Raw genomic sequence first — 16,477 nt, 5'->3', positions numbered from 1 at the left:
CCACAGCAGGAAACCATGCAAGAACCCGATACCCAAGGCCGTCCGCTGCGCGAGTACCTGGACCCGGACTACCGGCCCCTGTGCGCCACGCTGGCCGACGTGCGCGCCAACATCGACCGGCTGGACGACCAGATCGTCAAGCTGATAGCCGAGCGCGCCATGTACGTGAAGGACGCCGCCCGCTTCAAGCGCGACGCCTACCAGGTCAGCGCCCCGGCGCGCCAGGCCGAGGTCTTTGAAAAGGCGCGCCGCCTGGCCGAGCGCCACAACCAGGGCTTCGCCAATCTGGAGCAGGTGGTCGACGCCGCCTACCGCGCCATGGTGGCGGCCTTCATCGCCAATGAACAGACCTACTTCGATGCCATGAAGGACGCGGGAGACAACCATGCATAAGCCCTTGACCCTGGCCGCAAGCGCCGTCGCGCTGGCCCTCGCCGCGCTGGCGCCGCTGGCCGCCGCCCAGGCCCAGGCCTGGCCCAGCCAGCCGCTCAAGGCGCTGGTGCCGTTCGGCCCCGGCTCCAGCCCGGACCAGGTGGCGCGCATCGTCACCGAGAAAGCGGGCGCGCTGCTCGGCCAGAGCATCGTGGTCGAGAACAAGCCCGGCGCCAGCGGCAACATCGGCACCTATGCCATCGCCAATGCCAAGCCCGACGGCTACACCTTCGGCGTGTCCATCACCGGCCCGCTGGTGAACAACACGCTGCTGTTCGACAAGCTGCCCTATGCGCCCGCCACCGACCTGGCGCCGCTGACGCTGGCGGTGCACCAGCCCAACGTGCTGGTGGTGCCGGCCGGTTCCGGCATCGCCAACGTCGGCCAGCTGCTGGACGCGCTGAAGAAGAACCCGGACAAGTACAACTTCCCCTCGACCGGCACGGGCACCGTGTCCCACCTGGCGGTGGAACTGCTGCTGCAGCAGATCGGCGCGCGCGCCACGCATGTGCCCTATCCCTCGTCGCCGGCCGCGCTGACCTCGCTGATGTCGGGCGACACGCAATTCGGCGCGCTACCGCCCATCGCGGTCATGCCCATGGTCAAGGACGGCAGGCTGAAAGCGCTGGCGGTGACCTCTTCCAAGCGCTCGGCGCTGCTGCCAGAGATTCCCACGCTGGCCGAGGCCGGCGTGCAGGGCATCGAGGGCTCGGCCTGGATCGGCTTCGTCATCTCGTCCAAGGTGCCGACCGACATCCAGAAGAAACTGTCCGACGCGCTGATCCAGGCGATCCGCGATCCGGAGGTCGCCAAGCGCCTGCAGGCCCAGTTCATGGATCCGGTGGGCGACACGCCCGCGCAGTTCCGCGCCTACATGGACGACGAGCTGCAACGCTGGAGCCCCATCATCAAGAAACTCGGCATCAAGGGCCAGTAAGCGCGCCGCGCCGGCAAGGAGACACGGATGTACATCACCGAACCCGCCCGCCAGACCCCGCTGCACGGCGAATACGATGTCGTCGTGCTGGGCGGCGGCCCGGCCGGCCTGCTGGCTGCCGTCAGCGCCGCGCGCAACGGCGCCAGCGTGCTGCTGGTCGAGCGCTATGGCTTCCTGGGCGGCATGGGCACGGCGGCCGGCGTGTCGAACTTCTGCGGCCTGCACGCCAACGTGCGCGGCACGATCCGGCAGGTGGTGCACGGCATGACGGATGAGCTGCTGGACCGCATGCGCGCGCTGGACGGGCTGAACGAGCCTCACCTGATCCTGGGCAAGATCCACGCCCAGGCCTACGACATCTCGGCCTTCAAGTGCGCGGCCGACGGCCTGCTGCGGGACAGCGGCGCCGGCGTCCTGTTCCATGCGCTGGCCACCGGCATGGCGCGCGGCGCCGATGGCGACGTGGACACGCTATTCCTGGAAACCAAGTCGGGCCGCCGCGCAGTGCGCGGCCGCGTCTTCATCGACTGCTCCGGCGACGCCGACCTGGCGGCCTGGGCCGGCCTGCCCTTTGAAAAGGGCGACGCCCACGGCGGCATGCTCTATCCCACGCTGATGTTCAAGGTCGGCAACGTCGACGGCGCGCGGGCGCAGGAAGCCTGGAAGACCATACCGGCGCTGATGGACGCGGCCGCCGCCAGCGGCGAATTCACCTTCCCGCGCCGGGGCGCCATCGTGCGTCCGCAGAAGCACGACTACGAATGGCGGGTCAACGTGACCCAGCTGGCCGATGCCGATGGCGGCGCGGCCGACGGCACCGACGCCGAATCGCTGTCGGCCGGCGAGCTGGAAGGCCGCCGCCAGATCGTGCAGTACCTGGCCTTCCTGCGCGCCAAGGTGCCGGGCTTCGAGCAGGCCTATGTGCTGGACATCGCGCCGCAACTCGGCATCCGCGAAACCCGGCGCATCGTCGGCGAGTACATGCTGACGCAGGACGACGTGCTGGGCTGCGCCGACTTCGACGACAGCATCGGCGTGAACGGCTGGCCGCTGGAGATGCACATGGCCGGCGACGTGAAATGGCTGTGGCCGCCCATTCCCGAATCGCGCGGCTACAACCAGCTGCCCTACCGCATGATGCTGCCGCGACGCGGCGCCGGCGTGGCGCGCAACGTACTGGTGGCCGGCCGCTGCGCGTCCATGACGCACGAGGGCCAGTCGGCCGCGCGCGTCAGCGGCAGCTGCTTCGCGATGGGCGAGGCCGCCGGCGCCGCGGCGGCGCTGGCGTTGAAGGCCGGCACGCTGCCGGCTGAACTGCCCATGGCGGTCTTGCAGGCGCGCCTGCGCGAGCAAGGCGCGTTCCTGGGCGGCCAGGACTGAACGGGCAACGCCGCCCTCGGCGGTGGCATGAATCATGACGATGGACACAACGGCGGCAGGGGAACAGGCATGAACACGGCAAGGGCGGACAGCGCCGCGCGACAATCGGTCATCGTGGTGGGCGGCGGCATCGGCGGCCTGGCCGCGGCGCTGGCGCTCACGCGCCAGGGCGTGGAGGCGCAACTGCTGGAACAGGCGTCGCGGATCGGCGAGATCGGCGCGGGCATTCAGCTCGGCCCCAACGCCTTCGCGGCGCTGGACGCACTGGGCGTCGGCCGCGCCGCGCGCGAGCGCGCCGTCTTCACCGACCACATCATCATGATGGACGCGGTCGATGCCCGCGAGGTGGTGCGCATCGATACGGGCGAGGACTTCCGCGCCCGTTTCGGCGGCCCCTACGCCGTCATCCACCGCGCCGACATCCACCTGTCCATCCTGGAAGCCGTGCGACAGAACCCGCTGATCCGCTTCCACACCTCCACCCAGATCGCCGACGTGTCGCAGCAAGGCGGGCGCGTCGACGTGGTGGACACGCAAGGCCGCCGCTACCAGGCCGATGCCGTGATCGGCGCCGACGGCGTCAAGTCCGTGATCCGCCAGCGGATGGTGGGCGATCCGGTGCGCGTCACCGGCCATGTGGTCTACCGGGCCGTGGTCGAGCGCGACAACATGCCCGAGGAACTGCGCATCAACGCGCCCGTGCTCTGGGCCGGCCCGCACTGCCACCTGGTCCACTATCCGCTGCGCGGCGGCCAGCAATACAACCTGGTCGTCACCTTCCACAGCCGCGAGCAGGAGGAATGGGGCGTGCGCGACGGCAGCAAGGAAGAAGTGCTGTCGTACTTCCAGGACATACACCCGCGCCCGCACCAGATGCTGGACCGGCCCACTTCGTGGAAGCGCTGGGCCACCGCCGACCGCGAGCCGGTCGAGCACTGGGGCCAGGGACGCGTCACGCTGCTGGGCGACGCCGCGCATCCCATGACCCAGTACATGGCGCAAGGCGCCTGCATGGCGCTGGAAGACGCCGTGACGCTGGGCGAGGCCGTGCGCGCCTGCGGCCATGACCTGGAAGCCGCCTTTCGGCGCTACGAGTCGGTCCGCATCCCGCGCAGCGCCCGCGTGGTCTGGTCCGCGCGCGAGATGGGCCGGCTGTATCACGCGCGCGGCGTCGAACGCACCGTGCGCAATTCGCTGTGGACCGGCCGCAGCCAGTCCCAGTTCCAGGACGCGTTGCAATGGCTCTACGGCTGGAAAGTGGAGCAATGCCTCGCGGGACCCATCCAGCCATAGAAAAACAGGCACAGGAGGAGACGACATGAAGCACGCATCGACCCGCGGCGCCGTCCGCATTGCCGCAACACCCGCCGCCGGCGCGTCCCGACGCGCCATCCGACGCGTCGCCGCGTCGGCCGTCACGCTGCTGGCGCTGTACGCGCACGCCGCCGGCGCGCAGCAAAAACCCGTGGACATCGGTTTCATCGGCACGCTGTCCACGCCCGCCGGCTATATCGGCGAGGACGAGCGCGACGCCTTCATGCTGGCCGTCCAGGAAGGCGGCGGCAAGCTCGGCGGGGTGCCAGTCAACGTGCGCGTCGAGGATGACGCGCTCAAGCCGGCCAACGCCAAGCAGAGCGCCGACAGGATGGTGCAGAGCGGCGTGCGCCTGTTCACCGGCGTGAACTTCTCGAACGTGCTGGCCGCAGTCGCGCCCGCCGTGCTCAATGCCGGCGGCTTCTACGTCAGCCTGAATGCCGCGCCGTCGAACTACGCCGGCCGCGCCTGCAATCCCAACTATTTCTCGGTGGCGTTCCAGAACGACTCCTACGCCGACACCGCCGGCATGGCCGCCAACGACCTGGGCGCCAGGCGCGTGGTCGTCATGGCGCCCAACTACCAGGCCGGGCGCGACGCCGTGGCCGGTTTCAAGCGCGCCTACAAGGGCGAGATCGTCGAAGAGATCTACACCAAGCTCGATCAATCAGATTTCTCGGTGGAACTGGCGCGCATCCGTTCGCTGGATCCGGACGCGCTGTTCCAGTTCCATCCCGGCGGCGCGGGCATCAACCTGACCAAGCAGTTCGCCAATTCCGGGCTGGCCGGCAAGATCAAGATGATCACGCCGATCTACTCGATGGACGACCGCATGCTGGCCGCCACCGGCAGCGCCGGCAAGGGCTTCTACCTGAGTTCGCTGTGGAGCGCCGATCTGGACAATCCGCAGAACAAGCACTTCGTCGACGCCTTCACCAAGGCCTACAAGCGCGCGCCCACCGCCTACGCGGCCCAGGCCTACGACACGGCCAACCTGATCGGATCCGGCCTGAAGGCGGTCGGCGGCGACATCGCCGGCAAGCCCGACGCATTCCGCGACGCGCTGCGCCGCGCCGACTTCCCCAGCGTGCGCGGCAAGTTCAGGTTCGGCCCCAACCAGCACCCGGTGCAGGACTGGTACCTGCTGCACATCGAGGAAGGCGCCGACGGCAAGCTGGTCTACAAGAACGTCAAGGTGCTGGCGCGCGACCACACCGACGTGCACGCGGCCGAGTGCAAGATGTAGATCGAGGCAGGACAGGCATGGCGGCAGACAAATGCGTGGCGGGACCGTAGTATTCGGAACCTTCCGCATCGCATAGGACACAACGCCGCCATGCCCATCGCCCGAGCCGACTCCTGGAAGCGCCTGCCGGCGCCCGCCAAGCGCGCCGACCTGCCCTTCGACGCCGTCTACGACGCCGACCAGTACGCGCGCCTGCGCCAAGGCCGCATTCCACAAGAGATGGAAGACAAGTGGTTCATCTACCTGGAGGACGGCCAGCTGTGCTTTCACCGCAGCTGGACCGGCACTTGGATCTATGCGCTGCGGCTGGAACCGGAAGACGCCGGCTGGCGCGCGGCGGGCGCCTGGGTCAACCGCGACCCCGACCAATACGGCTGCACCAACCTGGACGTGGACCACCAGCAACTGGCTCGGCTGATCAACGGCCTGCTGGCCGCCCCTCTCGCCGACGAGGACGACTGAACCGGCGTACCAACATCAAGACGGCGAAATGAAAACGGCCCGGCGCTTGAGACGCCGGGCCGTGGATGCTTCTTGCCGTATCAGTTCAGGGTGGCGCCCGAGATCTTGACGATCTCCTGGCACTTGGCCTTTTCATTCTTGACGAACCCGGCGAAGGCTTCCGGCGTCATCGGGCTCGCTTCCGAACCCATGGTCAACAGGCGCTGCTTGACGTCGTCCTGCTTCGTCTCGTCGGCATGGGATTCAACCATCCATCCTCCTCCCAATGCGCGGACGAGCTGAACGACAGTGCGCGCCTGTTCTCCGCGCAGACGCGACGCAGCAAGCTGGTGGCTCAGGAAAGAACGCTCGGCGTCGATAACATCCAACTGGCTGATATGTCCCTCGCGATACTGGAGCCGCGCGAGTTCGGTTGTCCGTTGGGCAGCAGCCCTTGCAGCCTCCTGCGCCACGGCCCGTGTTTTCAGGAACCGAACGCCTGCAAGGCCATCCTCCACTTCGCGAAAGGCAGTCAGCACCGTCTGCCGATAGATGGCCACGTCTTCCTCATACTGCGCGAGACGATAGTCCAACTGAGCGCGTCTGGCGCCGCCATCGAAAAGCGGCAACGACAACGCTCCTCCCACCAACGGTCCGAGCAGGAAGGTTCGGCTCGACCAATCAAAAATCCGCCCGAGTTCCGCAGACTCGAACCCGCCCGAGGCAGTGAGATCCAGCTTGGGAAAGAAGGCCGCTTTCGCCATTCCGATTCGCGCATTGGCGGCCGCCATTGCGCGTTCCGCCGCCGCGATGTCCGGCCGCCGCTCCAACAGACTTGAAGGCAGGCCGGGAGGAATGGAAACGACGACATTCTCCATCTCCTTGACTGGCACAGAAAAATCGGCAGGCAGTTTCCCCGTCAATATCGCCAGGGCATTCTCTGCAATCGCGCGCCGGTGGTCGACAGCAAGCGCCTCGCTGCGCACGCTTTCCAACTCGGTCCGCGCTCGCGAAACATCAAACTCGCTTGCCAGCCCGGCCTCGTGACGATCGAGCACCAATCGGCATGACTCATCACGCAGCGTCACGACCTTGGCGAATATCGCCCTCTCTGCGTCCAATTCCTGGAGCAGGAAATAGTGCTGCGCGATATCTGCCTGCAGCGCCAACAGGACCGATGCGTAGAGCGCCTCATCGCGTTGCATATCCGCCCGCGCAGCGTCTGTCGCGCTCGCCAGTCGCCCGAACAAGTCGGCTTCATATGAAATGCCGGCTTCCACGCGCCATTTGGTTCTAAACGGAGTTGCGGCGTCGTGCGCCACATCTTCGGCCACGGGAGATGGCCGCTCTCGTGAAAGCCCGAATCCTGTTCCGATCCGGGGAAAACGCGCGCCTTTCGCTTCCTGCTGCAGCGCCCGGGCCTTATTGAGCCGTGCCCACGCAGACTGAAGAGATGGATTGGCCTGGCGCGCCGCGTCTTGAAGCAAATTCAACGCAGGGTCGTCGAACAAGCTCCACCATTCTCCACGCACGGAAGCGTCGGCAGGCTGCGCGTCCTGCCAGGCTCCGACGATTTCCCGCTCCGACAGCGCGTACTTGTATTGCGCAGGGAGCGTCATCTGCGGAACGGCATACTCGGGAGCCACGGAACAAGCGGATAGAAAGGCCATGCCACAGATGGCCGACAGCGTCGCGATCTGTCGATACATTCGTCCGGTCATTGCCGAGTCCTTTACATTCAATGGAGCTTTCTGCCTTGCAAGATCCGGTAGCGCGATATTCATGGCGCGCATGTTCACGACATCACCTCCATGTCGCTGAAGCGGCGATCGTTCTTCACAGACGGCGACGCAAGTTGGCGACCAAATCGCGCATAGATGGCGGGAAGCACGAAGAGCGTGAACATCGTCCCGATCAGCAACCCCGTCACCAGCACGGTGGCGATTGCCCGCTGGCTGCCTGCTCCCGCGCCACTGGCAAACATCAGGGGCAGCAACCCGCCAACCATGGCTGCGGTGGTCATCAGAATGGGGCGTATTCTCGTGCGGGCGGCAGCCCGCACCGCATCACCACGAGCGGCGCCAGTACTGCGCTGTTGCGCATTGGCGAATTCCACGATGAGGATGCCGTGCTTTGCTATCAAGCCCACGAGCGTGACCAGGCCGATCTGGGTATAGATGTTCAACGTGCCGAAACCAAAGAACATGGCGGATAGCGCGCCAAAGGCTGCCAGGGGCACTGTCGTCAAAATCAGGAGCGGATCCCTGATGCTTTCGAATTGGGCAGCCAGCACAAGAAAAATAAACGCCAAGGCAAATGCAAAGGTAATCGCAAACCGCCCTTGCTCCTGCAGATATTGACGCGACTCGCCCAGAAAGTCTGATTGCACACCGTCACGCTTCAGCATGTCGGCTTCGGCTTGCAGGAAGCCGACAGCTTGCCCAAGGGTGACGCCCGGATTCGGCACGGCCACCAGCGTTGCACTGTTGAGCTGATTGAACTGCGTCAGCGCGTTTGCCTCGACGCCTTGCTCCAGGCTGACCACGGACGACAACGGAACCATGTCACCCGCCGCGGTGCGTACATGGTATAGCGCCAGCGCGTCCGCGTTGAGACGCAGATGCCGCGGCGCCTGGGGAATAACATCATAGGCGCGGCCTTGAGCTCCAAAGCGATTCACGTATGCCTCGCCCGTCAAGCGGGACAGCGTGTCTCCTATTTCCTTCATGCTCAAGCCCAAATCATGCGCGCGCGCACGGTCTATGCGGACCAACACTGTCGGCTTGGAAAAAGTCAGGTCCGAGTCCACGAATGCGAAGTACCCGCTAGCTCTTGCCGCAGCTTTTATTTTCTCCATCGAGGCATGAACGCTTTCATGCTTGTCGGGAGAGGACAGGACAAATTGAACCGGGAAGCCCCCCACGGAACCAGGCAAGGGCGCCGGCAGGAAAGCGGTGGCGGCGATGCCTTCAACGGTCGGCAGATTTTCTTGCAGAGCGGTCATGATTTCCTTCGCCGAGCGGTGACGCTCCCTCCAGTGGCTCAACATCACGCCGCCCCAGCCACGATTCAGCGCGCTGCCCACGCCCGATACCACGTAGACGATGCCGGATTCCGGAACATCAATCAGAGTTGCCGCCACACGTTTGGCTTCCCCCTCCAGAAATTCCAGATTCGCGGCCTCTGGCGCTTTCATATCCACAATGACTTCGCCTTGATCTTCCGTCGGCGCAAGCTCCGACTGAAGCCCTCCGAAGAGAATGGGGAGACCGACCAAGACGCCCGCGCCAACCATCAGGACTGGTCGCGTGTCGCGCAGCATTTTCCCCAGCAGACGATCATATCGATCCACGATTTTTCCCGTGGCACTTTCAACGGCTTTGCCAAAGCGACTTGTCGCCCCCTTTTGAAGCAACCGGGACGCCGCCATGGGAGAGACGGTAAGGGCGACGATCGCGGATACGACGACGGCCGCAGCCAAGGTGAATGCGAATTCACTGAACAGCGCGCCAGTCAATCCACCCACCAGGCCAAGCGGCGCATAGACTGCCACCAGCGTGGCCGCCATGGTCAGGACGGGAGCGGCAATCTCACGCGCGCCGTGCAGCGCGGCCTCCAGGGCCTTCTCGCCTTCCTCCATTCGTCGATGGACGTTTTCCACCACGACGATTGCATCGTCGACAACCAGCCCGATGGCAAGAACCATCGCCAGCAAGGTCAGGAGATTCAAGCTGAAGCCAAGCGCCAGCATGATTGCGCTTGCGCCCAACAGAGACAGCGGAATGCTGAGCATGGGCACAGCCACCGCGCGGAAAGAGCCCAGGAACAGGAAAATGACCAAAACCACTTCCACGCTGGCAAGGACAAGTTTCAGAAGCACATTGTCGATCGCCGCGTCGATGAATACCGTCACGTCATATGGAATGGCCATGCTGGATCCCGCGGGCAAGTCCAACTTGTTCAATACCGCTTTGACGTCACGTGAAATCGCCAGCGGATTCCCGCTGGGCGTTGCCATTACCTCAAGATAGACAGCGGGTTCGCCGTTCATGCTGGCGACCTGATTCCGGTGCTGCGCGCCTATTTCCACAGTTGCCACGTCTTCCAGGCGTATCGGACTCTTTCCGCTCTTGACCACAAGGCGGCGAAACCCCTCCACACCGTTCAAGTTCGTGTCGGCGTGAACATTGCTGACCGTGAATTCCCCCTTGATTTGCCCCGGCGCCGCCTGATAGTTGTTGTCCTCGATGGCGGCCTGAATATCCGACGCACTGATGCCATGTGCGGCCATGCGCAGCGGATCCAGCCAGATCCTCATGGATAGGGATTGCGCGCCCAGGATGTTGACTGCGGCCACGCCATCAATGGTCGTCAGCATCGGGCGCGCAACGCGTGTGAGATAGTCGGTGATGCGAGTGAGGTTTCCGTCCTCGGGACCATCGAATCCCGCATATATAACGCCGATCGCCCCAGGCGCCTGCCGAACGACAACCGGATCGTAAGCATCCTTTGGCAGCAGATAGCGAACCTCGTTCACCTTTGCAAGCACTTCTGTCAGGGCGGTGTCCGAGTTTTCGTTCAGGCGCAGATGGGCGGTGATAGTGCTGCGCCCTTGCTCTGATGACGACGACATGTATTCCACACCTTGCGTGGTCGCGATCGCCTGAGCCAGCGTGGTTGTGACGAAGCCCTGTATCAGCTCCGCGGAAGCGCCGGGATACTCGGTTGTGACATTGACAACGGCACTTTCTATTTTCGGATATTGGCGCATGGGCAGGTTCAATACCGCGCGCAACCCGACAAGCGCGATAAGCAATGCGAACGCACATGTGAAGACAGGACGCCGAATAAAAACGTCGGTAATGGCCATTTTCACTCTCCCTCAGCAGCGGGGAGATCAAGCGCTTCGCCATCTTGACCTTGTATCCGCAGAGTGACGGGCGTGTTGTCTCGCAAGTTTATTTGGCCTGCCACGACGACGAGGTCGCCCGCACGAAGCTCACCAGCCTTAACGGCCACATCGCCTCCATGATTTTCGCCAACCTGAATGGGCATCAGGCGAGCAACGTCGCGGGCCTGGTCTTTGCGAATGACGAATAGCGACTGCCCCGACAAGGAGTGGCTGATGGCAATCGAGGGTACGTGCAACATGGCCTCGCCTTCAGGTAGTTGCACGCGGACGCGTGCAAAAGCGCCCGGCCATAGATGCCGACGCCCTTCAGCGCTCAGGGTCGCCCTGACAGAAGCTGTGCGATGCGTCGCATCCACCTGCGAATCGATCGACGTGATTCTTCCCTGGACGGTAGGTTGCCCCGTCACCTCGCCAACCAGGGAAATCTGAAGCCCTGGGAAGAGCATGGAGCGATAGCGCTCTGGAACGGCAAAGTCAACATGGAGAGTGTCGAGGTTGGTAAGCGTGGCAATCGGCGTGCCGGCTTCGACGTATTGCCCCAGATTCACTCGCCGGATTCCGAGTTCGCCAGCAAAGGGCGCGCGCACCAGACGCAAGGCGAGCTCGGCTTCTGTCTGCGCAACAAGGGCATTGCTCTCGTCATATGCAGCGACATGCTGCTCATATTCGGCGCGCGACATCGACTGGCCATTCAATCTTTTCGCGCGTTCGAGGCTGAACTGAGCGAGCTGGGCTGTCGCCCGATATCTCTCCAGCTCTTTGATTTTCGCGGCATTGTTGACCTGGAGCAGCGGGGCGCCAGCCTTGACGATTTCGCCACTTTCAAAATGAATCCGGGTCACGCGCCCAGCGGTCTCGGATGCGACAAGCACCTGTTGATCTGCGACCACCGTGCCGACAGCATCAATGGTTTGTTGCGATGCCTTGGCATCTATCCGGCGCACCACCACAGCAACCGCCGCGATTTCGGTGTTCGCTTGCGCCGCTTCGATGGCCGCCCGCTTGCGCAGCGTATCGAACAGAAACAGACCGCCCACTGCGGTGGCGATCATCGTGCCAATCAATACCAGCTTCGCCGGCACTCGACGAACTGGCCTCATGATTTCACCGCGCGGGCGGTATCTGTGATGGCGTCCACATCCCGGCAGACGGGCAGGCATTCACGCTCTTGATGGAAAGGCATGATCCTCGTTTTCAAGTTAGTTAATCTAAATATTCATGAATTCCTCGTGGATTCTAGTTAGCCGAATACATACCAAAAAGCGATATAAAGTAGTCGCTTGATTTAGGAAACCTAAATTCATGACCGTAGAAACTGCGCCACAGGACATGGAATCCTGGCACTTTTCAACCATGCAGACTACGGCCCATGACCGCCGTTGACGTCGTTTGCTTGAAACAGCGTGGCAGCGCCGCGCGCATGATCTGCGAAGACCTTGAGAGGCAGCAGTACCCGTCGCAGACGGCCTGCGAGTCGCCCGTACCAGGCTGATCCCATACTTCAAATACAAACGGCCCGGCGCATGGCGCGCCGGGCCGTCCTTGGTTCAAAGCCGTATCAGTTCAGGCTGGCGCCCGAGATCTTGACGATCTCCTGGTACTTGGCCTTTTCATTCTTGACGAACTCGGCGAAGGCTTCCGGCGTCATCGGGCCCGCTTCCGAACCCATGGTCAACAGGCGCTGCTTGACGTCGTCCTGCTTCATCGCGTCGGCATAGGCCTGGTTCAGCTTGGCGACCACCGGCGCAGGCGTGCCGCCCGTGGTGAAGACGCCGAACCAGGTGCCCAGGTCGAAGCCCTGGACGCCGGACTCTTCCACGGTGGGCACGTCGGCCAGCAGCGAGGAACGCTTGGCGGTGGTCACGGCCAGCGCCTTGACCTTGCCGTCCTTGATCAGCGGCGCGGACGCGGCCAGGTTATCGAACATGAAGTCCGACTGGCCCGACAGCAGCGCCAGCTGCGCGGGCGCGGCGCCCTGGTAGGGAATGTGCTCGACGCTGATGCCGGCGCGCGCCTTGAGCAGCTCGCCCGACAGGTGGCCGGCGCTGCCGTTGCCGCCCGAGCCGTAGTTCAGCTTGCCGGGATTCTTCTTGGCGTAGTCGATCAGGTCGGCCAGCTTCTCGATCTTGTTCTTCTGCGCGAACTCGACGTTCATGACCAGCACGTTCGGCACCGAGGCCACGATGGTGACCGGCGCGAAGTCCTTGACCGGGTCATACGGCAGGTTGGCGAACAGCCAGGGGTTGATGGCGTGGGTCGCCACCGCGCCCATGACCAGCGTGTAGCCGTCGGCCGGCGCCTTGGCCACCAGGTCGGCGCCGATGTTGCCGCCCGCGCCGGAGCGGTTCTCGACGATGACGGGCTGGCCCAGCGAGCCGCGCACCTTCTCGGCCAGCATGCGGGCCATGGTGTCGAGCGGGCCGCCAGGCGGGTAAGGCACCACGAAGCGCAGCGGCTTGGTGGGGAAATCGGTGTTCTGGGCCTGGGCGGGCGCGCCGAAGGACAGCGCGGCGGCCAGCGCCACGGCGCCGCTCAGCAGGACGCGACGGACGGCGCTGCGGGGGGCTTGGTTCATGGGGTCTTGCTCCTGTCTACGCTTGAATGGCGGCTCGTAGCATACCGCAGCGGCCCGACGATGAAAAAACCGCCCGAAGGCGGCTTTTTCATGCCGGATTCGCCGCCCGTCAATGCAGGATCTGGCTCAGGAACAGCTTGGTCCGTTCGTTCTGCGGATTGTCGAAGAACTCGTCCGGGCTGTTCTGCTCGATGATCTCGCCACGGTCCATGAAGATGACGCGGTTGGCCACCTTGCGCGCGAAGCCCATTTCGTGGGTCACGCACAGCATGGTCATGCCGCTTTCCTGGGCCAGGCTCACCATCACGTCCAGCACTTCCTTGACCATTTCGGGGTCGAGCGCCGAGGTCGGCTCATCGAACAGCATGATCTTGGGGCTCATGCACAACGAACGCGCGATGGCCACGCGCTGCTGCTGGCCGCCGGACAGCTGGCCGGGAAACTTCTTGGCCTGGTCGGGGATGCGCACGCGCTCCAGGTATTTCATGGCCGTGGCCTCGGCCTCGGCGCGCGGCTTCTTCAGCACCCACATGGGGCCCAGCGTCAGGTTCTCCAGCACCGTCAGGTGCGGGAACAGGTTGAAGTGCTGGAACACCATGCCCACGTCCTTGCGGATCGTCTCGATGTGCTTGAGGTCGTTGGTGAGCTCGGTGCCGTCCACGATGATGTGGCCCTTCTGGTGCTCTTCCAGCCGGTTGATGCAACGGATCATGGTGGACTTGCCGGAACCCGACGGTCCGCAGACCACGATGCGTTCCCCCGGCGCCACGTCCAGGTTGATGTTGCGCAAAACGTGGAACTGGCCGTACCACTTGTTCACGTCCTGCAAACGAATGATGGCATCAGACATGCCTGTACTCCCGTAGATATCGCTGTGCGCGCCCGCCTCGCGGCGGACGCGCGGTAGTGGCTAGCGCGCGTGGCCAGTGGCCAGTCGCCGTTCCAGCGCCTGGCTGTATTTGGACATGGAAAAGCAGAACACGAAGTAGATGAGCGAGATGAACAGGTACGCCTCCACCCCGAACCCGCGCCATGCCGCGTCGGACAGGGCCGCCTTGGCCGCGAGCGTCAGGTCGAAGATGCCGATGATCACCACCAGCGAGGTGTCCTTGAACAGCGCGATGAAGATGCTCACCAGCGGCGGGATCACGATCTTCAGCGCCTGCGGCAGGATGATCTTGCGCATCTGCTGCCAGTAGTTCAGGCCCAGCGAATCCGCGCCTTCGTACTGCCCCTTGGGGATCGCCTGCAAACCGCCGCGCACGGTCTCGGCGATGTAGGCCGCCGCGAACATGATGATGGCGATCTGCGCGCGCAGCAGCTTGTCGATGGAGAAGCCTTCCGGCAGGAACAGCGGCAGCATCACCGAGGACATGAACAGCAGACTGATCAGCGGCACGCCCCGGATCAGCTCGATGTACACGACGCACAGCGCCTTGATCGCCGGCATCTTCGAGCGCCGGCCCAGGGCCAGCAGCACGCCGATGGGGAAGGCGAAGGCGATGCCGAAGGTCGACAGGATCAACGTGAGCGGCAGACCGCCCCAACGCGCGTTCTCGACGTAGCTCAGGCCGAACACGCCGCCCCACATCAGGAGCGCGACGGCCGTCAGGCCGACGGTCCAGATCAGGGCCAGCTTCCAGTTCCAGAAACGGCGGATGCCGCTGCACACGATCACCGCCACCAGGATGATGGTGGCGATCAGCGGGCGCCATTGCTCGTCGAACGGATAGGTGCCGAACAGGATCAACCGGTGCTTTTCAATGATGAAGGCCCAGCAGGCTCCGCCCACCGACTGGCGGCATTCCTGGGCGTTGCTGGCCGTGTAGTTGGCCTTGATGAAGGCCCACTCCACCAGCGCCGGCACCGCCATCAGCAGGAACCAGGCGGCCAGCACCGTGATGAGGATGTTCAGCGGCGAGGAAAACAGGCGGCTGCGCAGCCAGGCCCAGAGGCCGGTATGCGTCTTGGGCGGCGGCAGGCCTTCACTGGGGGTATGCGTAGTGCTGCTCATCTCAACGCTCCACCAGCGCAATGCGCTTGTTGTACCAGTTCATGAAAATCGAGATCGACAGGCTGACAGTCAGGTAGGCTGCCATGATGATGAGGATGCCCTCGATCGCCTGGCCCGTCTGGTTCAGCGTGGTGTTGACCACCGACACGATGTCCGGATAGCCGATGGCCACGGCCAGCGAGCTGTTCTTGGTCAGGTTCAGGTACTGGCTGGTCATCGGCGGGATGATCACGCGCAGCGCCTGCGGCAACACCACCAGGCGCAGCACCAGCGGACGGCGCAGGCCCAGCGAGCCGGCCGCTTCCCACTGGCCGTTGTTCACCGCCTGGATGCCCGAGCGCACCACTTCGGCGATGAAGGCCGAGGTGTAGATCACCAGGCCGGCCAGCAGCGCGGCGAATTCCGGCGAGAGCGTCAGGCCGCCCGAGAAGTTGAAGCCCTTCAGTTCCGGCATGTCCAGCGTCAGCGAGGCGCCGCTGGCCAGCCAGCCGACCAGCGGGCCGAGCACGATCAGGCCGATGGCGGCGCGGCCCAGCGGGAACACGCGTCCGGTGGCTTCCTGGCGCTTCCTGCCCCAGTGGCCCAGGAACAGGATGGCGACGATGGCCACGGCCAGCCCGACCAGCATCCAGTCCAGCGAGTTGCCCTCCAGCCCCGGCACCTTCAGGCCGCGGTTGGAGATGAACACGCCCGGCAGCGGGTTGTGCGCCTGGCGCGGACCCGGCATGTTTTCCGTGATCAGCGCGTACCAGAAGAACAGCTGCAGCAGCAGCGGCACGTTGCGCATGACCTCGACGTAGATCGAGGTGATCTTGGCGATCAGCCAGTTCTTCGACAGCCGGCCGATGCCGATCAGCGTGCCGAGGATGGTGGCCAGCACGATGCCGATGACCGCCACGCGCAGGGTGTTGAGCAGACCGACCCAGATGGCGCGGCCATAAGTGTCGGCGGGTGTGTAGGAAACCAGTGTCTCGCCGATGGCGAAGCCGGCCTCGCGATTGAGGAAGCCGAAACCGGTGGCGATGTTGCGCACCGCCAGGTTGTGCAGGGTGTTCGATACCAGGAACCACACGGCCAGCGCTACAGCGCCCAGCGCGACCACCTGATACACCACCGCCCGCACGCCCGGATCGTTCCAGTTCAGCCGCCGCTTGGGAGCAAGCTGGGCGCCCGCGGAAGGCCGCGGCGCCGGCTGATGGGCATTATTGTTGGAATTCGTCATGAAT

At 64.3% G+C, this 16,477-nt stretch carries 13 protein-coding genes; 6 read left to right on the top strand and 7 right to left on the bottom strand.

Annotation, left to right across the window (positions count from 1 at the left end):
• Positions 1–15 precede the first annotated feature (15 nt).
• From C2U31_RS07425 to C2U31_RS07400, 6 genes are all read left to right on the top strand, one after another.
• Entirely contained in the window at positions 16–393 is a 378-nt protein-coding gene (locus C2U31_RS07425; protein WP_103272257.1) for a chorismate mutase, read from the top strand.
• Positions 386–1,369 carry a tripartite tricarboxylate transporter substrate binding protein gene (locus C2U31_RS07420; RefSeq protein ID WP_103272256.1) on the top strand — a complete coding sequence of 328 codons (984 nt, stop codon included), beginning with the start codon at positions 386–388 and terminating at the stop codon, positions 1,367–1,369. The genes C2U31_RS07425 and C2U31_RS07420 overlap by 8 nt, the downstream gene beginning before the upstream one ends.
• Positions 1,370–1,396: 27 nt before the next feature.
• Positions 1,397–2,749 carry an FAD-dependent oxidoreductase gene (locus C2U31_RS07415; RefSeq protein WP_103272255.1) on the top strand — a complete coding sequence of 451 codons (1,353 nt, stop codon included), beginning with the start codon at positions 1,397–1,399 and terminating at the stop codon, positions 2,747–2,749.
• A 69-nt stretch (positions 2,750–2,818) separates the two neighbouring features.
• Complete coding sequence (locus tag C2U31_RS07410) at positions 2,819–4,042, top strand: 3-hydroxybenzoate 6-monooxygenase (RefSeq protein ID WP_103272254.1); 1,224 nt, start codon at positions 2,819–2,821, stop codon at positions 4,040–4,042.
• Between the two features lie 25 nt (positions 4,043–4,067).
• Entirely contained in the window at positions 4,068–5,309 is a 1,242-nt protein-coding gene (locus C2U31_RS07405) for an ABC transporter substrate-binding protein (RefSeq protein ID WP_233772694.1), read from the top strand.
• 90 nt (positions 5,310–5,399) lie between these two features.
• Positions 5,400–5,771, top strand: a complete 372-nt coding sequence (locus tag C2U31_RS07400) for a hypothetical protein (protein WP_103272253.1) — start codon at positions 5,400–5,402, stop codon at positions 5,769–5,771.
• 80 nt (positions 5,772–5,851) lie between these two features.
• On the opposite strand, the gene C2U31_RS07395 is transcribed toward C2U31_RS07400, so the two are convergent.
• The 7 genes from C2U31_RS07395 to C2U31_RS07365 all read right to left on the bottom strand — a co-directional run bounded on the left by C2U31_RS07395 (position 5,852) and on the right by C2U31_RS07365 (position 16,473).
• Positions 5,852–7,459, bottom strand: a complete 1,608-nt coding sequence (locus tag C2U31_RS07395) for an efflux transporter outer membrane subunit (protein WP_103272252.1) — start codon at positions 7,457–7,459, stop codon at positions 5,852–5,854.
• Positions 7,460–7,545: 86 nt separating this feature from the next.
• Complete coding sequence (locus C2U31_RS07390; protein WP_103272251.1) at positions 7,546–10,620, bottom strand: efflux RND transporter permease subunit; 3,075 nt, start codon at positions 10,618–10,620, stop codon at positions 7,546–7,548.
• 2 nt (positions 10,621–10,622) lie between these two features.
• Positions 10,623–11,822, bottom strand: coding sequence for an efflux RND transporter periplasmic adaptor subunit (locus C2U31_RS07385; protein ID WP_103272250.1), 1,200 nt, complete (start codon positions 11,820–11,822; stop codon positions 10,623–10,625).
• 398 nt (positions 11,823–12,220) lie between these two features.
• Positions 12,221–13,237: a tripartite tricarboxylate transporter substrate binding protein gene (locus tag C2U31_RS07380; RefSeq protein ID WP_103272249.1), complete on the bottom strand. Its 1,017-nt coding sequence runs from the start codon at positions 13,235–13,237 to the stop codon at positions 12,221–12,223.
• Between the two features lie 109 nt (positions 13,238–13,346).
• Complete coding sequence (locus C2U31_RS07375; protein WP_103272248.1) at positions 13,347–14,087, bottom strand: amino acid ABC transporter ATP-binding protein; 741 nt, start codon at positions 14,085–14,087, stop codon at positions 13,347–13,349.
• A gap of 60 nt (positions 14,088–14,147) precedes the next feature.
• Positions 14,148–15,251: an amino acid ABC transporter permease gene (locus tag C2U31_RS07370; protein WP_103272247.1), complete on the bottom strand. Its 1,104-nt coding sequence runs from the start codon at positions 15,249–15,251 to the stop codon at positions 14,148–14,150.
• Between the two features lies 1 nt (position 15,252).
• Complete coding sequence (locus C2U31_RS07365; protein ID WP_103272246.1) at positions 15,253–16,473, bottom strand: amino acid ABC transporter permease; 1,221 nt, start codon at positions 16,471–16,473, stop codon at positions 15,253–15,255.
• Positions 16,474–16,477: the final 4 nt, after the last annotated feature.

The organism is Achromobacter sp. AONIH1 (assembly GCF_002902905.1).
In the GTDB taxonomy this organism is placed as follows: Bacteria; Pseudomonadota; Gammaproteobacteria; order Burkholderiales; family Burkholderiaceae_B; genus Achromobacter.
Note: the sequence above shows the minus strand (reverse complement) of the source record. Positions and strands in the feature narration are given on the sequence as shown.